13 protein-coding genes are annotated in these 20,810 nt (G+C 61.7%); 5 read left to right on the forward strand and 8 right to left on the reverse strand.

The features are described from left to right. Nucleotides 1-27 precede the first annotated feature (27 nt). Nucleotides 28-216, reverse strand: a complete 189-nt coding sequence (locus GKC70_RS16335; RefSeq protein ID WP_342649290.1) for a hypothetical protein — start codon at nt 214-216, stop codon at nt 28-30. A 288-nt stretch (nt 217-504) separates the two neighbouring features. Further along, entirely contained in the window at nt 505-696 is a 192-nt protein-coding gene (locus tag GKC70_RS16340; RefSeq protein ID WP_342649291.1) for a hypothetical protein, read from the reverse strand. 222 nt (nt 697-918) lie between these two features. On the opposite strand from GKC70_RS16340, the gene nfi reads away from it, so the two are divergent. Beyond that, complete coding sequence (gene nfi / locus GKC70_RS16345) at nt 919-1,617, forward strand: deoxyribonuclease V (protein WP_342649292.1); 699 nt, start codon at nt 919-921, stop codon at nt 1,615-1,617. Here nfi and GKC70_RS16350 read toward each other — a convergent pair. The 6 genes from GKC70_RS16350 to uraH all read right to left on the reverse strand — a co-directional run bounded on the left by GKC70_RS16350 (nt 1,601) and on the right by uraH (nt 16,921). Next, nucleotides 1,601-2,467 (reverse strand): hypothetical protein, encoded by an 867-nt coding sequence (locus GKC70_RS16350; protein WP_342649293.1) that lies wholly within the window; start codon nt 2,465-2,467, stop codon nt 1,601-1,603. The genes nfi and GKC70_RS16350 overlap by 17 nt on opposite strands. Further along, nucleotides 2,467-2,883, reverse strand: coding sequence for a YwqJ-related putative deaminase (locus tag GKC70_RS16355; RefSeq protein WP_295483755.1), 417 nt, complete (start codon nt 2,881-2,883; stop codon nt 2,467-2,469). Before GKC70_RS16355 ends, GKC70_RS16350 begins: the two co-directional genes overlap by 1 nt. A gap of 347 nt (nt 2,884-3,230) precedes the next feature. Beyond that, nucleotides 3,231-3,743 carry a hypothetical protein gene (locus GKC70_RS16360; RefSeq protein ID WP_342649294.1) on the reverse strand — a complete coding sequence of 171 codons (513 nt, stop codon included), beginning with the start codon at nt 3,741-3,743 and terminating at the stop codon, nt 3,231-3,233. Then, nucleotides 3,743-14,536 (reverse strand): DUF637 domain-containing protein, encoded by a 10,794-nt coding sequence (locus GKC70_RS16365; RefSeq protein ID WP_342649295.1) that lies wholly within the window; start codon nt 14,534-14,536, stop codon nt 3,743-3,745. Before GKC70_RS16365 ends, GKC70_RS16360 begins: the two co-directional genes overlap by 1 nt. Before the next feature lie 89 nt (nt 14,537-14,625). Then, nucleotides 14,626-16,320: a ShlB/FhaC/HecB family hemolysin secretion/activation protein gene (locus GKC70_RS16370; RefSeq protein WP_342649296.1), complete on the reverse strand. Its 1,695-nt coding sequence runs from the start codon at nt 16,318-16,320 to the stop codon at nt 14,626-14,628. A gap of 247 nt (nt 16,321-16,567) precedes the next feature. Then, nucleotides 16,568-16,921 (reverse strand): hydroxyisourate hydrolase, encoded by a 354-nt coding sequence (uraH, locus tag GKC70_RS16375; RefSeq protein ID WP_295483738.1) that lies wholly within the window; start codon nt 16,919-16,921, stop codon nt 16,568-16,570. A 394-nt stretch (nt 16,922-17,315) separates the two neighbouring features. Here uraH and puuE point away from each other — a divergent pair, with 394 nt between their 5' ends. From puuE to GKC70_RS16395, 4 genes are read left to right on the forward strand one after another with little or no spacing between them, the layout of a single operon-like run. After that, entirely contained in the window at nt 17,316-18,245 is a 930-nt protein-coding gene (puuE, locus tag GKC70_RS16380; RefSeq protein WP_039576487.1) for an allantoinase PuuE, read from the forward strand. Beyond that, the gene (gene uraD / locus GKC70_RS16385; protein WP_342649297.1) at nt 18,242-18,757 is read left to right on the forward strand and encodes a 2-oxo-4-hydroxy-4-carboxy-5-ureidoimidazoline decarboxylase; all 516 of its coding nucleotides are present in this window, start codon (nt 18,242-18,244) and stop codon (nt 18,755-18,757) included. The genes puuE and uraD overlap by 4 nt, the downstream gene beginning before the upstream one ends. Before the next feature lie 57 nt (nt 18,758-18,814). After that, nucleotides 18,815-19,318 (forward strand): ureidoglycolate lyase, encoded by a 504-nt coding sequence (locus GKC70_RS16390; RefSeq protein ID WP_029613865.1) that lies wholly within the window; start codon nt 18,815-18,817, stop codon nt 19,316-19,318. Between the two features lie 57 nt (nt 19,319-19,375). Then, complete coding sequence (locus tag GKC70_RS16395; protein WP_342649298.1) at nt 19,376-20,692, forward strand: urate hydroxylase PuuD; 1,317 nt, start codon at nt 19,376-19,378, stop codon at nt 20,690-20,692. The last annotated feature ends 118 nt before the right edge of the window (nt 20,693-20,810 follow it).

Below are 20,810 nucleotides of genomic sequence, written 5' to 3' on the forward strand. Positions count from 1 at the left end.
TCCCGATGCCCGAGGGCGGTGAAAAAATTAGAGAAAGAAGTCCAGGCGTAAACGCACCGGCGCTGCCCGATCGGTGGCGGGGGCCGGTGGTTTCAGAAAACGGGGGTAGTGGGCGGTGCGTGGCTCGATCAGGGCGACGCGCGCCGACACGACAGTGTCCGGGTCAGTGAAGGTGGGCGGCAACGAATGCGCGGCCCGGCGTTCCAAACGCCACATCGGTTAGGTCCTTTTGTATGGCGTTGTGCCAATAACCGGCGCGGATGATAAGGTGGCAAAATAGTGGCGTCAAATAAATGATGGCCTTGCAGCCTCGTAGCGTATCCATGCGCTGCTGCTATCGATGGGTTGGCATGGCTCACGCGAGCAAGCCGCTCGCAGAAGCTGGACGCTGCCCGGGCTGGAAGCGCAGCAATCAACTGACCACTGATTCCAATCACACGGACATCTGGAGATCTTGAATAGTGATCACCTGGCCCAACCCTCTCACCACTCTCTTTAACGTAGTTATATCGCCGTCGAGAAGATGATCAAAACGTAGACTGTGCTGCCGATGGACAGGTCGCGACCGGCGTCCAGCCTGGTATCACCACCCGCTTTGAGTACCCCGCCCACGCTGTCGATGTCCCGTCCGGCCGTGATCGTCAGGTCGTTCGCCGCCTCGATGCGCGCAGCGGTGTCGACCAGGTCCTTGGTCACCTGCTCGCCACCGGCTTGACCTGCATGATTACCTGATCCCTTCGACCCCATAGGGACCAAAATTAGAGTAGTAAAACTAGATCCACCCAACGTTTAGCCCCTTTCATGCTTTTCATGTCCAATATCAATAGTAAATCAGCTGGTCATTTGCCACTTAAATGGCATAATCTTAAGAATCGTTGACGATAACCTCACCCGTTTAATTCAGCTAGAACAGCCCACATGCAGCCAGTCATACAACACCCTTGGGATATAACCCCAAGCGAGGCTATCGATCTACAGATACGACTATCTGAACGTGTAATCAAGCAAGATCAGCTTGGGCCTATTTCAAGTATCGCAGGCATCGATGTCGCCTACCACAAAGAAAACGATACACTCATAGCCTCTATTGTTGTGGTTGACGCAAAAAGCCTGGAAATCATCGAAGAGCATGCGTGGTCGGATACTACTTCGTTTCCCTATATGCCTGGTCTTTTTTCGTTTCGAGAACTGCCTTCTATCGTAAAGCTCTTATCAACTATAACCCACCGACCTGACCTGATCATCTGCGACGGGCAAGGTATAGCTCACCCTCGTCGGTTTGGCTTGGCATCGCACTTGGGGGTACTTTATGACGTTCCCACTATTGGATGCGGGAAAAGTCGCTTCATTGGTGAATACGCACCTCCGCTTAATGAAAGGGGATGCCAATCAGGCCTGTTCGACGGCGACGAGCTAATCGGGGCCGCGCTCAGGACTCAAAAAAATGTAAAACCCGTGTTCGTTTCAATCGGCCACCGAATCTCCCTTGAAACTGCCTGTCACTGGGTATTAAATGCAACACGCCACTATCGACTACCAGAAACGACCCGGCTTGCAGATCGATATGGAAGGCAATTCTACGAACAAAACAAACACCCCATCACCCCTCCAAACTAACCTTCCGATTATTTAAATATACTTCACATCCGGGATGAAGTACCTGAAACTGGACGCAGCCTTCACGCCACCAGTCTACGCAATCCTTAGCAGCCACAACTTTCAATACACTCAACTGCTGATAATTTTTCAAACACTGCAGAATTTCCGGTGTACCATTGACACCATCCAGCTCTAACTCTCTGATACAGCGTTCCTTTTTCCCCATAAAAATGTAGTCAACCACAGCCTTGTCAATACCATCTCCAATGAGTGAAACCCGGGCCGCATACTTAAGAGAGGAGAGCTCCGCTTTATCACGCAACACAGGAAATCTTATGCACCCGATCACTTGCGGTAGCTTAGAAAAATAGTCACCCAACAGAGTCAACCGCGTCAGACCTTCCAATGAAAATTTTAAGGAAAACATGAAAATATTATTCTGGTGAACCGTCATCGCTTTCAGGCCACCGCCTTCGAACCACTCATAGCTCTGTGGAACATCCTCCCCGACCTCGACAGTTCGCAACTGTCCATCTGGGAAATATGTTACTTCCTCTATCACCCAGCCATATTCATACAAGCGCTCGCTGACACATACATTCCCACTGAACTCATAGGAAAATCCGTTGTAGACACTGCCTCCCAAATAAAACTGCTCCCCCGTATAGTCTCGCTCCATTTCAATACCATTACGCACCTCCCCAATAATAAACTCGCTGCGGTAGACATCAACATAGCGGCCATCTTCATACATACCTCCTCCAACCACATGACCATTCGAGAATTCCAACGCCCCCCCGGTGTAGGGTACGCCCCGAAAAGTCCACAATCCGCCCTGGTTGCTTAACGCATTTCTTTTGATAATCATCAGTGCTTCCTTCCGGTAATCACATCGGCATCCTTCAGTACACCGCTACAGTTCGAGCACGCCTCGAATTTATCCCCCTGACCCTGCTTCGGTGCCAGCTTGTAGGTGGCCACTTTCACATCATCAATTGATACCTTGGGGTACCGAGTAAGCGCGCTATTCACCGCTCTGACCTCGGCATGCAGCCCAGGAACACCATTCTGGACATCAAATCTCTTTCCATTGCTGACAAGGTTTTCAATCATCCCTTTAACCTGAGGTGTCAGCGGCGTTCCTGTGTCAGCATACAGCTGCTCTACCTTTCGCATGAACGCCCCCTGATCGACCACTGTGAAATACTCTTTGGCCTCGCCAAACCGCTCTATCCCAGGGAATTTCGGCACCTTCGCACTTATATTGGTGAACGCCTCGCTCACATAATCCCGCCCCGGTACACCTGCCCTCGACAACGCGACACCGGCAGTATCTCCTGCTTTAATCAGCGCTTCAGCTTCTGAACCGACCTTTTGGAAGAGCAGACGGTCAAACTCAGCACTGTTCAGCGGGTCGAGATGGCCAAACTCCCCATCTACCCATGCCTTTGGATAGGAGATCCTATATCAACTTCCTTGCCCAATGTATCTAGACACCATACGCAAGAGTTGTGTCCGCAACTAGGCAAGGCCCTTGGTTCACAACCAACCGATCGCCACTTCTCGGAATCGATGAATTTCCTGGAGATACGACAACAAGTCTCCCAGCAGTTTTCGCTCCCTTTGCACCACTAAATCAGGCCAAACTCTCGCAACTGCGCTCCACTCGCAAACTCTAAACCACCACTCTCAACCCGAGATCCATCTGAATAATGGGAATACCCGCAAACATTGCACTGATAAGCCAACAATCCATTATGCTTACCTATAAAAACGCGCATTCCTTCAGATTCACACTTGGGACATTGCTCATCAAATTCAACAGCTGCCAACTCCTCAACTGTATCGCGTAAAAATCTAGCTATCGCGTCTACATCTCTAGCCTGACGCTTCAAAATAACACCTTTGAAATTAATTAAATCACTAACTTTAAAGGAAGAGAACTCAACTGGAGCCCCCCTCTCATCTACCTTTGCCAAGTCTTCAAACCCATAGACCGAAAATGGCTCACCGGCCAGATGCTTATAGTTACTCCTTATCCAAAATAGTATTACCTCAAGAACCTCCCTCGAAGGTGCCTCATCACTCAGAGTCGCCACTGCCGACTGGAATTCATTCCATATTTTTACGGGGAGAGTACGCATCAGCTTCCCACCTTAACTGGAAAAGTTGTAATTAAGTTTCCTGCTTTATCGGTGAATACCTTTATCACAGAAGTAGGAACACCACCATCCTTCAATGTAGTAGTGCCAATAGCCCGACCAACATCAACCGTTCTTACAAATTGGCCATCTGGCAGCGCAACAACCGGAGACTTCACAACAGTACTACTCTGCAGGATCCCTTTCAGCTCATCCGGAGCAATAGTAAACACCGAGCGCGAGTTGGAGATTTCTCTATTGAAATGCCCATCTAGAACGTGGTCGAAACCCGCAGATACGGGATTGCCGTTATCACGAAGAGGGGTCGTTTCCGTACGACCATTGGCAATGTTCACACGAGACTGCACTCGGCCTGGGATCTGAGCAGCTTCGCCTGTCGCTTTTGTACCAGAGCTTACCGAGCCCTCCGGCATAACACCACTCAGCCCACCACCAGTACCCTTCCCTGCCGACGCCCCCCCAGCATCAACCAGCCCCTCCTTCCCAGCCGCTCCTCCCACCTCAGCCATGGCCGCACTAATGCGCTTGGCCAGCAACGCACGCATTACAGCAGGCACGCCCGTCATCGCCAACGCGATATCCAGATCCACCGTTACATCCTGCACACCACCTGTGGCGATGACCGAGATGCGCTCCGCGAGGTCCTTCATTTCAGCCGGGCTACTCGATACCTGCCCAATCTCACGCATGTAGATTGCGGCATTCTTCTCGCCAAACTGCCGCTTCCATGCCTCGGGCACCATATCAACATCGCCCGCCCAGCTGTTGCCTGATGCCTGCGTCCATTTCGAATCGGTATTGAACAATCCGTGATCCTGGAACTGCTTTCCTGTGGACTGGAACGCCTTGACCTCATCCCCATCGGCCGTGATGGGGCTGCCGTCTTTCCAGGTCAGGACAATGTCCTGCGCCGCTAATCTGGAGATGCTCTGTCGGGCGATCTTCAGACTTTCAACAAAATGCTGCCCTTCAGGTTTTGTTGGGTCATACATTTTCAGAAGCAGCAACAGCCGCTTACTCTCCGTCTCATCCACTTGAGCGTTGGCAGCCACCAACAACAAGTCTTCCCAAGAAAGATCCGTCCCTGGTTTACCCAGCCGCTTCTGCAACTCCGCAGCCTCGGTCGTGAGGGCCTTTTTCTCAGCGTCATGCAAGAGACGGTTGTAGGAAGTCGCACTGCCCGCAACCCAAGATCCAGTTTGAAGATCCTTGGCGTCTCCCCCGGCAGCGGCAGCGGTCAAAACACCGATGAGCTGCGAGTTCATCACCAACAGCCGGTTCTTATCCTCTTTCGGGATCTTGGTGTACTGATCAGCCAGTAGCCCCACCACAGCTTCGTTCACACCCGCTGACAGCGCACCCATTCTGAAGTCTCCACCGGAGGCTTCCGCTGCAAGACCGCCCATGAGGGCATGCAAAGCAACCTTGGGGATTCCGCCGTCCTTCAGATCAAGCTTGTTCTCCGCACTGATGTCGCCAACCCACTTGAAGCCTGCCGCCGCAAATGTGTTGACCAAGCTATTACGCAGTGCCTCGCTGAATGAGCTGTTACCGCCGAGTGCTCGATCCAGCACTGCAGATGTCCCGTTCTGCAGCATCTGGTTGCCAGCAAACCGGCCAATTCCCCCCACGCTGGATAGCCCGCCTGGTGGCAAAACCGTTGTGGTATTGACCACGGCCCCGGTCGCACCGCCAGCGCCAGCAACGTCTGTCTCCGTTCCTGTCCAGCCTTCGAACAATCCTGTTGTCAAACCAGCGGTGATGCCCGACACCGCATACCCACGCAGCGCATCCTTGGAGGTCACGTCCTTGAGTACCAGGCTCAGGTTGCCCTTGTTGTTGATGGTGCTGATGGCGGCATTGCTGGTCATCCCCATCACACCTGCGGTTACCGCTGCGTTGGCCCAGCCAATACCCTGCAAGGATGCACCGGCCCCAGCTGCCCACATGCCTCCGGCCGAGGTGGCCACCGTAGAAGCGCCGGCGGTCGACGCTCCGCTGGCCACCAATCCACTGGCCGCACCTGCAGTGAAATAGGCAATCAGGATCGCGATAACCATCTGCGCGCCTGCGCCTAGTCCGGAATGGCTGTACTTGAAGGAGTCATGCACCTCCTTCACTTGCCGCCAGTCCACATCTCCGCGCTTTTCGACCTCTTTCAGCCACGCCAACTGCGGATCAGCCGCCACCATGGCATCGATGCTCTGGCTGATGCTGGCCTGATCGATATGCTTGACGTCGACCTTCAAGCCATCAACCGCCTTGATCAGCACGTCACCGTTGGCCGTCAACTGGCTCTGACGCACAGTCTCGTCGGTGTTGCCCTTGCCCTTCATGCTGGTCCAGGCCAGGTCACCCTTGCTCTTCTCGTGACTCTCCTGATGCAGGTCCTTGACCGCCTCGAACGTCACCGCGCCGCCACTATCGATGGTCAGGTCATTACCCGAGGCGAGCTTCGCCCCCTGGTACAACTGATCGCCACCGCTCTTGAGCATCAGGTCACCACCGCTGCTGACTTCGCTGCCCACCGCCTTGACGTCGGTGACTTCGTCGCGCTGGGTCTGCTTGCTGCCCCAGCCGCCTTTCTTGCTCATGTCGTACAGCGAGTACTGGCTGTCGTTGGCCGCCAGCAGTTCCAGCTTGTCACCCGCCACCAGGTAGGCTTCCTCGCCGGCGCTGACTTTGCTCGCCACCAGGCGCAGGTCACGCCCGGCGTCGATGGCCAGGTCGCCGCCGGCCTTCACCACGGCAGACTGCTGCTCGACGTCATCCTCCTGCCGCTCGTACTTGGTCTTGCCCTTCTTGCCCTTGGCGTAGCTGTGCTCCTCGTTCGCCGCAGCAGCCAGGGTCACGTCGCGGCCGGCCTGCAGGGCCAGGTCGCGGCGTGCCTCGACTTCGCTGGCGACGATGCTCAGGTCCTGGCCGGCCGTGGCGGTGAGGTTGCCGCCTGCGCTGATCTCGCTGCCGTACTGGGTGATGCTGGTGTCGTGGCCGCTGACACGGCGGCGTTGATATTCGTGGCTGTCGACGCCTTCCTGGCTGACGATGGACAGGTCGCGACCGGCATCCAGCCTGATATCGCCACCCGCCTTGACCACCCCGCCCACGCTGCCGATATCCCGCCCGGCGGTGATGGTCAGGTCGTTCGCCGCCTCGATGCGTGCAGCGCTGTCGACCAGGTCCTTGGTCACCTGCTCGCCACCGGCCCGGCCTTCCAGGCGGGTGACGCTGCGTTCGTTGATCACGTCGCCGGTCAGCGCGGTCAGGCTCACTTCACGACCGGCGATGATCCCGCCCTGGGCGTTGCGGATCGAGTCGGTGGCCAGCATGTCCAGGCGCCCGCCCGCTTCGATCAGCCCGCTGTTGCTGATGTTGGTGGCGCTGGCGGCGAGGTGGTTGGTGGCACGCAGGGTGCCGACGTTGACCAGGTCGCCGCCGCTGATCAGGTTGACGTCACGGCCTTGAATCAGCGCGCCGTTGGGGGCGACGCGGCCGTTGGCGTGGGCCAGGTACAGCACCGGGGCCAGCACCTTCTCGCCGTTGACTTCGACCTGCTCCATCCAGACGATGTCGTGGGTCAGGGCGGCGACCTGCTCGGCGCTGAGCGACACGCCTACGCTCAGCGACAGCTTGTCCTTGCTGGCGATGGCGTTGTCCATCAGGTAGCGGAACAACGTCTCGTCGCTGGTCATGCCGTCGATGTAGCGCTGGCCGGTGCGAGCTACTACGGCTTCGCGGATCAGGCGTTGTTCGTAGAGGCCGTCGCCCAGGCGCTTGATGGCCTGGTCGGGATTGACGTCGAGCTGGCCGAGCAGGTAGTCGGAGCTCAGGAACTGCTTGAGATCGGTCAGGGCCGGGTTGGTCTCCACCAGGTACTTGTGCGAGGTGCTCGGCACGCTGCGCTCAGGGACGCCCTGGACCAGTCGAACACCCGCTGCCAGGCCATCCAGTGCTACACCGGCGCCGCTGACGGCGCCTTGGGCAGCAGCCGAGCCTTGGGCGGACAGCGTCTGCGCCGCACGGTTGTCGGCATTGGTGGTGCTGGCCAGCGGCGAGATGAAGGTGCCACTGCCTGCTTGGGTATGGTCGGCGCTGGCGCCCAGGGCATCGCCGCTGATTGCCGCCCGGCCGGTCTGGGTGCTGATGCGGAACAGGCCGTTGCTGCCTTGCGGCAGGCTGAAGCTGGGCAGCGTGACCGGATTGACCTGGCGCTGGTCGAGGTCGGGCGGCAACTGCGGGTTGAGCGCACGTACCTGGGTCTGGACCTGGCGCGGATCGGCCGTGGCATCGCCTCGGGCCGCGATGGCGCCGGCGCCGACCTGATTGACCCGCACCACGCTGTTGTCGATGCGCTGGGTGGCGTTGATGGTCACGGCGCCAGCCGACTGCACGACCGCCGGGGCAACCACGGCGCCAGCGATCGGCGTCCTGTTGTCGATGACGTCGTAGATGCTGTACTGCGGATACCCCGCAGCGGCCATGACCTGGTCGAGGGTCAGCGAGCCGGGGTTCTGGTTGAACTGGTTCTTGGCCTGGATGAACGCGTTGTACTGGCCGCGATCACGGGTATACATACTCGCGGTGAGGTTGCGCTGCTCGCCTCCACCGGCACCCTTGTTCTCGAACACCGCCGTGTTGATGGCGATATCACCCGCCGCCGAAACACTGCTGTAGTGGTTGCGGAATGCGTCACCGGCGAAGGTCAGCTTGCTACCAGTGGTGATGAAGGCGGTGGGGGTATCGCGGTCGATGACGTCTTCCCAGCTTTCGGTTGCCGAGAAGTACAGCTCGCAGCCCTTGCCCTTGCAGCGGTCGTCGGAATAGACGTTGACGTTGCCGGCGACCAGTTTCTTGGTCGAACTCAGGAATTCCTTGCGGTTGAGCAGCGTGTCCACCGCCAGGGTCATGTTGCCGGCGCTTTCCACGCTGCCGGAGATGTTGTCCAGCAGCACCGCGCGGGCAGCGGCGTTGCCGGCAAGGTCGAGGCCACCAAGGCTGTAGATATCGCCGTAATAGTTGCTCAGGCTGCCGACGCGCAAGGTCAGGTCGTTGCCGCTGAACACCAGGCCGCGCTGGTTGCTCAGGCTGTTGGCGGCCAGCTTCACCGCCGCAGCGCCACCCAGGGTGCCGCGGTTTTCGAGGCTGGCGGCCGTCACCGTCAGGCCGCCCAGGGCGGTCAGGCGACCGTCGTTGCTCAGCAGGTTGCGCGCGGTCACCACGGTGTCGGCGCCACCGGCGAGGCTGGCGGTACTGGACAGGCGGATATCGTTGGCGCCCAGCGTCAGTGCGCCAAGGCTGCTCAGGCGGCCATTGCCGTCATAGTTGCCGGTCAGATCCAGTTGCAGGCTGCCATCGCTGGCCAGCAGGCCATGGTTGGTCCAGTCGCCGCCTCGGCCCTTGAGGCTCTCGACGGCCAGCAGCTTGCCGCTGGCGGTCTGGACGAAACGACCGATGTCCAGCTCCAGACGCCGGGCCTGCAGCACGCTGCTGTTGGTCCAGCTGGCAGCAGCGATGCTCAGCAGGCCATCGGTATGCAGCACGCCGCCAGCCTGGGTGACCTTGTCGGAGGCCAGGCCGAAGCTGCCCTGGCCGGTGTGCAGCAGTTGCCCGCCGCTGTTGCTCAGGCCACCGATCTGCAGGTCGAGGTCCTGGTTGGCGGTGGCCAGCACACCGTTGTCGTTGAGCAGGTTGCCCGCCACGATCAATCGACTGGTGCCGGTCTTGCCCAGGGCGCGCAGGTTGCCGGTGCGGTTGTCGAGTTCGCTGGCACGCAGTTGCAGCTCGCTCTCGCTTTCCAACTGGCCGAGGCTGTTGTAAAGCGCGCCGCTCAGGCCAAAGTCGATGCGTCCGGCGCCGATCTTGCCGCTCTGGTTGAACAGTTGCTGGCCCTGCACCTGCAGCAATCCGGCGGCGTACAGCCCGCCGCCGCGGTTGTCGAGCTCAGCCGTGACGATCTTGCCGTCACCGCCCTGGGCCGAAAGGTAGCCGCCCTGGTTGTTCACCTTGGCATCGGCTGCGATGTCCACGGACTGCGCCTGCGTGGTACCGCCAGCGTTGTCGAACAGGTCGCTGAAGACACCCTTGAACAGGCCTTTGGCCGCGCTGAGCATGCCATTGCCGCTGTTGTCGAGGCTCGCCGCGTGCAGCTCGAGGTTACCCGCCTGGCTCTCCAGGCGACCGCCGCGGTTGTCCAGGCGCTTGTCCAGACGCACGTCGATATCGCCCTGGCTCTTGAGCGTGCCGGCCTGGTTGTCGAGAGCTACGGCATGGATATCGAGCTTGCCGTGCTCGCTGAACAACAGGCCATCGTTGCCGTTGAGCAGATCGCCGCTCAGGCGCAGCACCAGGTTCTGCTGGCTGGCGAGGTTGCCGCCGTGGCTGTTGTCCAGCGTGCCCGAATCGACATGCAGCAACCCATGACTGATCAGCTTGCCGCCTTGGTTGTCGACACGCGCGGCCTTGAGCAGCAGGTCGGCGCCACTGACCAGGCGCGCACCGTCCGTATTGAGCAGCGCATCGGTCAAGGTCAGGTCGAGCGCCGCGCGGCTGATGAGCTGGCCCTTGGCGTTTTCCAGACGCTGGCCTGCGATGCTGATCGCCTGGCCGTTGATCTGCCCGCCCTGGTTGTCGATGACGGTGCTGTCCTGATCGAGCGTCAGGTCACCCGTGGCGTAAATGAGGCCGCCGCTGTTGTCGAGCCGGTCGCCGACGCTGAGGGTGATCGCCTGTTCGGAGGAGACGATGCCCTTGCGGTTGTCCAGGCTGGCCGCCGTGATCTGCTGGCTGCCCTTGCTGACCAAAGCACCCTGGTCACGGTTGTCGAGGGTTCCGGCCAGCGTCACGGTAAGGTCGCCGTCCTTGCTGGACAACGTGCCTTCGCTGCTGTTGTTCAGGTCGCTGCCCGTGACCAGCAGGCCCTGCACGCCAGAAATCAGGCCCTTGGTGCTGTTGTCCAACTGCGCCGCCTCGACGCTCAGTCGGCCGTCGCTGAGAATGCGGCCCTGCTGGTTGTCGATGCGCTTGGCCAGCAGGCTGAAGGACTGCTGGCTGGTGATTTCGCCAGCGCTGTTGTCGAGCTTGCCCAGGCGCTGGATGTTCAGCGGGCCATTGGCGCTGATCAGGCCGCCCTGGTTGGTCAGGTCGCCGCCCTTCAGGTCGAGGTCGAGCTTCTGTTCACCGATCAGACGCCCCTGGCGCTGGATCAACGCACTCACCCGCAGCAGCAGATCGCCCTTGGCGGAGATCTCGCCGCCGCTGGAATCGACCTGCCCGGCCACCAGCGTCAACGCGGCATCGCTGTGGATGCGACCAGCACGCTGCAGGGCATCGGCGCCGTTGCGCACGTCGCCCGTGGTCAGCGTCATGGCCTGCTTGCTGCTCAAGGTGCCGCCACGGTTGTCGAGGCCATCGCTGGTGACGGTCATCGCCGCCTGGCTGATGAGCTGGCCGCCTTGGTGGTTGTCCAATTGTCCGGTCGTGACGGTCAGGCCGGTGTTGCCCGACAGCAGGCCACGCTCGCTGTTGAGCAGGCCGGCACTGGTGACGGTCAACGCTGCGGCGGCGGAGAGGATGCCCTGGTCGTGGTTGTCGAGTTGGCCGTCGATCACGGCCTTGAGGGCCTTGCCGCTGGCCAGGGTGCCGCCACTGAAGTTATCGAGGCTGGCGGCCTCGATGTCGAGATCGTGGCTAGCCGACAACACGCCCTTGAGGCTGTTGTCCAGAATACCGGCGATGCGCAGGGTCAGGTCCTGGGCGCTGATCAGGCGTCCGCCACGGTTGTCGAGGCGGTCAGCGACCAGGCTGAAGCCGTGGTCGCTGGAAATCTCTGCGCCGTTGCGGTTGTCCACCGCGCCGATCTGGCGCAACAGCAGGCTGCCTGGCGAGCGCAGCAAGCCACCGTCGCGGTTCACCAGCTGGCCGTGCTGCAGGTCGAGATCGATGCCGGTCCCGCTGACCAGTTGCCCGTGGTCATGCTGGTCGAGGCCAGTCAGCGTCGCATCGATCTGGCCGGAAGCACTGATGCGGCCGCGGGCGCTGTTGTCGAGCTGGGTGGCGGTCAGCAGCAGGCTGCCGGCACCGATGTTGCCCTGGGCGCTGTTGTCGATGGCGCCGCTGCGCAACTGGGCATGGCCAGCTGCGCTGATGGCGCCGCCCTGGCTGTTGTCCAGGCGGGCGGCGTTAAGCACCAGCCCGGCATCGGTCACCAGAATGCCGCCCTGGTTATCCAGCAGCCCTTGGCTGGTCAGGCCCATGGCAGCGATTGCCGAAACCTTGCCGCCCTGGCGGTTATGCAGCGTCCCGGCGTTCAGCGTGAGGGTGCCGTCACTGACGATGAGCCCGGCGTCGCTGTTGTCCAACTGGCCGTCCAGGGCCAGCTCGATATGCGTGTGGCTGCTCAACCGGCCGCCGTTGTTGAGCAGTTCGGTGCCTTTCAGGCTCAGGCTGTCGTAGCCGCTGAGCAGGCCCTTGTTCTGGTTCAGCAGGCGCTCGACGGTCAGGGTCAGGCCACGGTCGCCAATGACCTTGCCCGCCTGGTTGTCCAGCAGCTCGCTGGCGTCGAGCACGACCTTGCCCGCGCTGGAGATCTCACCCTGCTGGTTGAGCACGCGCGCAGCGCGGATGTCGACCAGGCTGGTCGCGCCGATCCCGCCGCCGTTCTGGTTGTCGATGGTATTGGCGGTGAGCAGCAAGCTACCCAGACTGGTCAGCCTGCCGCCCTGCTGGTTCAAGGTGCCCAGGTGGGCTTCGAGATCGCCTTTGGCGGTGATGTTGCCCAGGCGTTGATTGTCGACCTCATCGGCGATCAGCTCGAGGCGGCCATCGCTCTGCAGGTGGCCGGCATCGCTGTTGGCGAGGCTGGCAACTTCGATGTGGGCCTTGCCCTTGGTGGTGGCTACGCCCTTGTCGCGGTTGTCGAAGTGCCCGCCGGTGACGGTCAACGAGCGGTCAGCAAGCACCAGGCCGCCACGGTTGTCGAGGCGTTCGCCATGCAGTGAGAGGTCGCCGACGCTCGACAGCATGCCGTTGTCGCGGTTGTTCAGGGTGGCCACGTTGACGGCCAGGGTGCCGTCGCTGAGCAGGTTGCCCTTGCCGCTGTTGTCCAGGCGCACGCCCTTGAGGTCGAGCAGGCGCTTGGCCGAGATCAGGCCGAGGCGGTTGTCGATGTCAGCGCTGGCGGCGATCAGCACGTCGCCGCCCAGCAACTGCCCGCCGCTGTTGAGCAGCCCGGCGGTGGTAATGTCGAGGCGATCGGCCTTGAGCTTGCCGCCGTTCTGGTTGTCCAGCAGCGCGCGAGTGGTCAGCCTGGCCTGCTTGTCACTGCCGATCAGGCCGTTGGCGCGGTTGTCCACCTGGGCGGCGGTGACCTGCAGATCCCCCTGGCCGACCACGCGGCCGCCACGGTTGTCGAGGTTGCCGGTGATATCCACCACGGCCTGGCCCTTGCCTTGCAGCAGGCCTTGCTCACGGTTGTCGATCGCACCGCCGGTGGCTTTCAGGGTGTCGTCGGCCAGCGCCTGGCCTTTGCGGTTGTCCAGCAGGGCTGCGGTCAGCGTGGTGTTGCGGCCCTTGAGGCTGCCACCCTGGTTGTCGAGCGTGGCGCTGCTGTCGATCTCGAGGTTGCGGCTGGCGACCACGCTACCGCGGTTGCTCAGGGTCTGGCCCTTGAGGCTCACGTCGCCCTGGACGTTGCGGCTGTTGTCTGGCTCCACGCCGGCTTCGATGATGCCCTGGTTGTCGATCCGCGCGCCTTGCACGCTGATGCTGCCCTTGGCGGCGAGGCTCTGACCAACGCTCACATCGTCGCGCACACGCACGGTGGCGCTGCCGGCGGTGTAGGTCTTGCCGGTCAGCTCGGCGCTTTGTGCGGCAATCTTCAGGTCGCCGGCGCTGGAGGTCTGCGCAAGCGTCACCTTGCCGTTGGCATCCACCTGGATATCGCCGGTGGTGGCGGCCATGTTGCCGGCCAGCTTGACGCCCACGCCCTGCTCGGTGCCGACCAGGCGGATGGTGTTGGCGTACATGCCGCCCAGCGCCGAGCTGTCGATGGCCAGCAGGGGCTTTTCGCTGCCGTCGTCGGCACGCGGGGTGGCTTGCAGGGTGTCGGCCTGGACGTCGTTGCGCCCGGTGACGATGTTCAGTTGCTTGGCATGCAGCTCGGTATTGAGCTTGGCACTGCGGGTGATCAGGTCGAACTGGTCGAGATTGGTGGCGTTGAGGGCATCGCCCTCGATGGCGATGTCGCCGCCATCGACCTGGAAGCGGTCCAGGCGCTCGCCGTCCATGATCGGCTTGCCGGTGGTGAGAGTCGCCCGTGGCGTGTTGATGAAGCCGCAGCCATTGCAGGTGATGCCGTGGGGGTTGGCGACGATGACCCGTGCCGACTGCCCGGCCACCTCGGTGTAGCCCTGCAGGTTACTGCGGTTGCCGCCAGTGACCTGGTTGAGGATCACCTGGGCCGCCTGCCCCCTGAGATTGGGGTTGCCGACGATGATGCCGCCCAGTTGAGTCGACTGGGTCTTGTCGGTGGCGTTGTTGAGGATCAACCCGTTGCTGCCGACGTTGTAGTCGCGGAAGGTGTTGCTCGACAGGCCGCTGCCGTTGGGGGTGGCGATATTGACGATCGGCACCCCGTTGCCGGCCTGGTTGATGCTGGTGTTGGCATTGGCCGCTGCATCGACGGTCAGCTGTGCAGCCGTGCTGACGATGGGGTTGAGGAACATCACGCCAGCGACGATCAGGGCGATGCACTGGTTCAGTGGGGTGCGGATATCCATGTCGAACAAACTCCAGTCGCAGCTCAGGCCAGTTGCCGGGCGGCCCCGCAAGGGGCAGCGATGTCACGGGTAATGGGTAGGGCCGACGCTCAGAAGAAGGCGTCGACGCGGAAATAGATCGGGTGCTCGCGGCGGGTCACCGCATCGGGCCGCTCCAGCGAACGGGCAAAGGTTGCGCTGGCGGCGAAGTACTGGCCGCGGACGTTGAATTCCAGGGCATTGCCACTCAGGCGCCCATGGTCCTTGCCGTTGCCATGCTGGCCCTTGATCACACCGGCATCGTAGGCGAACGCCATGCCGTATTCGCGCAACCAGGGCTGCAGGGCTGCCCAGGTGACCGGCCGACGCCAGCGCAAATGGTTGCGCCAGTAGCCGCCGCTGTCGCCGGTGAGGGTCTGATCCTTGAAGCCACGCACCGAGGTCAGCCCGCCGACACTGATGCGCTGCGCACTGTAGAGCGCGTCCTCGCTGCGCTGGCCGGTAGCCAGGCTGTCGAAGCTGAACTGTTCGCCCCACAGCTGGAACGGCTGCAGGTAGCTCAGGGTCAGGGTGTACTTGTTGTAGCGCGACACCGGTTCGTTGCCGTGGGGGTCGCCTGCGCCCTGGGCGTCGAGCGCGCCGATGCCCTGCTGCCAGCCGGCATCGAGGTTGACGAAGGCGTTGCCGATGCGTCGGCCGTGGTTGACGCCAAGCTGACGCTCGGTGATGCGGGTGCTGGAGACATCGATCAGGGTGTCGTCAAGGTAGTTGCGCGCGCGCAGGTGGCTCACGCCGATGTTCACCGCCGTCTTGCTCAGGCTGTCGCGGTGGATCACACGTTCGGCCTGGAACTGGTGCACGCTGTTGTCGCCGTCGAGCTTGAAGGGAAAGCCGCTGGAGGTGTCGCGGGTGCGGTAGTAGTTGTGGTTGTAGCTGTAGTTGAAGGTCCACCAGCCCCACGGCAGGCTGTAGTTCAGGCCATGGCTGTCGGAATGGCGCCAGTGGTCGCTGACCACATCACGCCCGCCCCTGAGGCTCAGCTGATCGGCCAGGCCCAACGGGCTGTCCCACTCCAGGCCCAGGTTCATCTGTTGCTCGCCGCTGCTGGCATCACCATTGTTGTGGCGGCTGGCCGAGACCCGCCAGGGCTTGTCACGCTGGCCCTTGAGCTGCACGCGGCTACCGCCGACTTCCTGGCCTGGCACCAGCTCGACTTGGACCTGACGCGACGGCAAGCGACCAAGCTGGTCGACCATCTGCTCCATGTCGCGCAGGTTGAGCACTTCGGAGACGTGGCCGGGGAAGGTCATGGCCATTTCCCGTGGGCTGGCGAGCGCCGAGCTGTCCAGGCCTTCCAGGCGCCCTTCGACGATGATGATCTGCAGGATGCCCGAACCCAGGTCCTGCTGCGGCAGGTAGGCACGGGTGGTCAGGTAGCCGCGGTCGATGTAGTGGTCGGTGATGCGCTTGAGCAGGCCGTTGAGCTCGCCGACCTGCAGGCACTTGCCTTCATAGCCCTCGACCAGTGCCTGGCGCTGCCGCTCGCTGAGCAGGGTCGCACCTTGCAGCTCGACGCTGCGGATCTGGAAGCAGCGCCCTTGCTCCGAGGGCGCCACAGGAGCCTGAGGGGCCTGCTTGCCGGGCAATTGCTGCAGTTCCTCAAGGCGCTTGCGCTGCTCTTGCAGAAGGTTTTCCTGACGTTCACGAATCAGGTCGCGGTCGCCGGGTGACTGGAAGGGCGCAGCACTGGCCCATAGCGGTAGGCACGCAAGGCCGGTAGCCAGCGCACGGAAAAAAAGGGACATGCAAGTAATCCATCACTTGAGAACTGATCGCATCAATGCGAGAAGGAGCGAAGGATACAAGAGCAGGCACAGGTCTTCAATTCGCCATGCACTGCTTTGGGGCGAACGCTGATAGGCCTTCGTGTGCGCACACCGAAAGGAAACGGGACAGGGGGTTTTGACGACGCTTCGGGCAATGGCTACAACATGAAAAAAGCCCGCCAGTGTGAGAGCGGGCAAGGACCTACGAAGATTCTTCAGCGACCCACTAGCTGCCTCGATAGGTCGAATAGCTGTAAGGCGAGATCAACAGCGGCACGTGGTAGTGCTCCTGAGCTTCCTCGATGCCGAAGCGCAGCACCACGACATCGAGAAACGCGGTGTCCGGCAGCGCCACGCCACGCGCCCGGTAGTAGTCGCCGGCACTGAACTGCAACTGATAAACACCGGTGCGGTACGCATCGCCTTCGAGCAACGGTGCATCGACCCGACCATCGCTGTTGGTCAGCGCGCTGTTGACCAGCGTCAGTTGCTGGCCCTCGACGCGGTACAGCTCGACTCGGATCGAGCTTCCCGGACAGCCGTGGGCGGCGTCCAGCACATGTGTAGTCAAACGTCCCATCTGCGTATCGCCTCTTGTCATTGGCCTGGGCAAAAGATAGACGGCATGCACCTGCGCGGGGCAAGCGCTTGCCGGAGCGGAGCCAATTAAGACACTCGAATCGCAGATTGTACACAATTTTGTAAGCCACTCTCTCCATCTGCGCCGCTGCATCTGGATCTGCCGGCGTCAGGCGGAAAACTCAAGGCCGGTACACGGCTCGTCGGATTACCTGACCAATTAGGCAAGTTTCTTGCAAGGTATTGAGCAGATATTCAAGGACGACAAAAACGAAGAATTGCGGCAAATCGGGCTTACAAATGGCCGAACAAGTTGTATACAATCGTCCCACTCCGGTGCCTGCGACAACCCGCCGCGGTCAGCACCTAGCCTCTACGTTCATAAGGAAGACTGCATGAGCGCTGACTACCCTCGCGACATGATCGGCTACGGCAACACGCCTCCTCACCCACACTGGCCGGGCAACGCCCGCATCGCCTTGTCCTTCGTGCTCAACTACGAAGAAGGTGGCGAGCGCTGCATCCTGCATGGCGACAAGGAGTCCGAAGCCTTCCTCTCCGAGATGGTAGCGGCGCAACCGCTGCAAGGCGTACGCAACCAGAGCATGGAGTCGCTCTACGAATACGGCAGCCGGGCCGGCGTCTGGCGCCTGCTGCGGCTGTTCAAGGACAGCGGCGTACCGCTGACCATCTTCGCCGTGGCCATGGCCGCCCAGCGCCACCCGGACGTGATTCGCGCCATGGTCGAGGCCGGCCACGAGATCTGCAGCCACGGCTATCGCTGGATCGACTACCAGTACATGGACGAGGCCCAGGAGCGCGAGCACATGCTCGAAGCCATCCGCATCCTCACCGAGATCACCGGCGAACGCCCGCTGGGCTGGTACACCGGCCGGACCGGCCCCAACACCCGGCGCCTGGTGATGGAGGAAGGCGGCTTCCTCTACGACAGCGACACCTACGACGACGACCTGCCCTACTGGGAAAAGAACACCCCCACCGACAAGCCGCACCTGGTGATCCCCTACACCCTGGACACCAACGACATGCGCTTCACCCAGGTGCAGGGCTTCAACTGCGGCGAGCAGTTCTTCCAGTACCTCAAGGACGCGTTCGACGTGCTCTACGCCGAGGGCGCCGAGGCGCCGAAGATGCTCTCCATCGGCCTGCATTGCCGCCTGGTCGGCCGTCCGGCGCGCCTGGCTGCGCTCAAGCGCTTCGTCGACTACGCGAAAAGCCACGAGCAAGTCTGGTTCGCCCGGCGCGTGGATATCGCCCGTCACTGGCACGCCACCCACCCCTACACGCCCGAGAACGCCCGATGAGCGCCTTCACCACCGTCACCCCTTCGACCCTGAGCCGCGACGCGTTCGTCGCCGCCTTCGCCGACATCTACGAGCACTCGCCGTGGGTGGCCGAGCGGGCCTTCGACCAGGGCGAGCGCAGTGCGTTGGACCAGGTCGAGGCCCTGCACCAGCGCATGAGCGCGGTGCTGCTGGCCGCCAGCCACGCCGAGCAACTGGCGCTGATCAATGCGCACCCGGACCTGGCCGGCAAAGCGGCGGTGCGTGGCGAGCTGACCGAGTCGAGCACCCACGAGCAGGCCGGCGCCGGCATTCACCTGTGCACGGCCGAGGAATTCGCCCGTTTCACCGAGCTCAATCACGCCTACAAGGCAAAATTCCAGTTTCCGTTCATCATGGCGGTCAAAGGCAGCGACCGGCACCAGATCCTCGCCGCCTTCGAGCAGCGCATCCATAACGATGCCGACGCCGAGTTCCGCGAGGCGCTGGCGCAGATCAACCAGATCGCCCTGTTCCGTCTGCAGCAATTGTGAGACCTGGCCGAACACGGCCTCGCCCCTTGACCGATAACGACTACAAGAGAAAACCGCATGCGTACCCTGATGATCGAGCCGCTGACCAAAGAAGCCTTCGCCCCCTTCGGTGACGTGATCGAAACCGACGGCAGCGACCACTTCATGATCAACAACGGCTCGACCATGCGCTTCCACAAGCTCGCCACGGTGCAAACCGCCGAGCCGGAAGACCGGGCGATCATCAGCATCTTCCGCGCCGATGCCCTGGAGATGCCATTGACCATCCGCATGCTGGAGCGCCATCCGCTGGGCAGCCAGGCCTTCGTGCCGCTGCTGGGCAACCCCTTTCTGATCGTGGTCGCGCCACTTGGCGATGCACCTGTATCAGGTCTGGTCCGCGCCTTCCGTAGCAACGGCAGGCAGGGCGTCAATTACCATCGCGGCGTCTGGCACCACCCGGTGCTGACGATCGAAAAGCGGGATGACTTCCTGGTGGTTGATCGCAGTGGTTCCGGCAACAACTGCGACGAGCATTACTTCCCCGAGGAGCAGATGTTGATCCTCGATCCCCACCAATAAGAGAAGGTCGGTCATCACAGGTCCACGGCCTGCCGGTGACCGGCAGAGGTACATACTGTGGAAGCACATCTTCACGAATGGCTGAACCTGAGCATTCGCTGGGTTCACATGATCACCGGCGTGGCCTGGATCGGTGCATCGTTCTACTTCGTCTGGCTGGAGAACAACCTCAACCGCAGCAACCCGCGCGACGGCCTGTCGGGCGACTTGTGGGCCATCCACGGCGGCGGCATCTACCACCTGGAGAAGTACAAGCTCGCACCGCCGAAAATGCCCGATGACCTGCACTGGTTCAAATGGGAGGCGTATTTCACCTGGATGTCGGGCATCGCTTTGCTCTGCGTGGTGTTCTACTGGAACCCGACCCTCTACCTGCTCGCCCCCGGCAGCAGCCTGAGCGGCGCCGAGGGCGTGGCCATCGGCATCGGCTCGCTGGTGGCGGGCTGGTTCGTTTACGACTTCCTCTGCGATTCGCCCTTGGGCAAGCGCCCTGCCCTGCTCGGCGGCGTGCTGTTCGTGCTGATCATCGCCGCCTGCTGGGGCTTCAGCCTGGTGTTCAGCGGACGCGGCGCCTACCTGCACACCGGGGCGATCATCGGCACCATCATGGTCGGCAACGTGTTCCGCATCATCATGCCGGCCCAGCGCCAGTTGGTCGCGGCGATCGCTGCCAACCAGACGCCTGATCCCTTGCTGCCCGCCAAGGGCCTGCTGCGTTCGCGGCACAACAACTACTTCACCCTGCCGGTGCTGTTCATCATGATCAGCAACCATTTTCCGAGCACCTACGGCAGCCAGTACAACTGGTTGATCCTGGCCGGGATCGCGGTGGCAGCGGTGCTGGTACGGCATTACTTCAACACCCGCCATGCCAGCAACCAGTACGCCTGGACCCTGCCAGCCGGCGCTCTGGCGATGATCTGCCTGGCCTACGTGACCGCGCCCAAGCCCCTGCCGGCCAGCCCCGAGCAGGCCGCCGCGCCGATCCAGTACCAGCCGCTGCCGGCCAGTGCCGTGGGCGGCAAGACCGCCGCCGAGCACCGCGCTGAGGCCGCAGCCAAGGCGGCCGCAGCCCCCGCCGCCCCGGCCCAGGCCACTGCCCAGGCTGAGCCCGGCAACTTCGAGGCGATCCATCACGTGATCCAGGAACGCTGCACCGTGTGCCATTCGTCCAAACCCACCAGCCCGCTGTTCAGCACGGCTCCGGCCGGGGTGATGTTCGACACGCCACAGCAGATCCAGACCCAGGCCGCGCGCATCCAGGCACAGGCCGTGGCCAGCCAGATCATGCCGCTGGGCAACATCACCCAGATGACCGTGGAGGAGCGCAAGCTGGTCGGCGACTGGATCGCCAAGGGTGCACCGGTCAACTAGCGGCTGGCGCAGGCCCGTCGCGATAGCCGACCGGCCTGCGCTGCACCACAGACACAAAAGCAAGCATCGAGCGTTCGGCTCCCCCGGCACATTCAGGCCTTCATGCGAAGCGCCTGGC

Origin of the sequence: Pseudomonas sp. REB1044, from assembly GCF_038813925.1 — a bacterium.
Lineage (GTDB): Bacteria > Pseudomonadota > Gammaproteobacteria > Pseudomonadales > Pseudomonadaceae > Aquipseudomonas > Aquipseudomonas boreofloridensis.

Coding starts and splice junctions, on each gene's coding strand:
- GKC70_RS16335 (WP_342649290.1), bottom strand. CDS start 216: ATGTGGCGTTTGGAACGCCGGGCCGCGCATTCGTTGCCGCCCACCTTC.
- nfi (WP_342649292.1), top strand. CDS start 919: ATGCAGCCAGTCATACAACACCCTTGGGATATAACCCCAAGCGAGGCT.
- GKC70_RS16350 (WP_342649293.1), bottom strand. CDS start 2,467: ATGATTATCAAAAGAAATGCGTTAAGCAACCAGGGCGGATTGTGGACT.
- GKC70_RS16360 (WP_342649294.1), bottom strand. CDS start 3,743: ATGCGTACTCTCCCCGTAAAAATATGGAATGAATTCCAGTCGGCAGTG.
- GKC70_RS16365 (WP_342649295.1), bottom strand. CDS start 14,536: ATGGATATCCGCACCCCACTGAACCAGTGCATCGCCCTGATCGTCGCT.
- GKC70_RS16370 (WP_342649296.1), bottom strand. CDS start 16,320: ATGTCCCTTTTTTTCCGTGCGCTGGCTACCGGCCTTGCGTGCCTACCG.
- uraH (WP_295483738.1), bottom strand. CDS start 16,921: ATGGGACGTTTGACTACACATGTGCTGGACGCCGCCCACGGCTGTCCG.
- puuE (WP_039576487.1), top strand. CDS start 17,316: ATGAGCGCTGACTACCCTCGCGACATGATCGGCTACGGCAACACGCCT.
- uraD (WP_342649297.1), top strand. CDS start 18,242: ATGAGCGCCTTCACCACCGTCACCCCTTCGACCCTGAGCCGCGACGCG.
- GKC70_RS16390 (WP_029613865.1), top strand. CDS start 18,815: ATGCGTACCCTGATGATCGAGCCGCTGACCAAAGAAGCCTTCGCCCCC.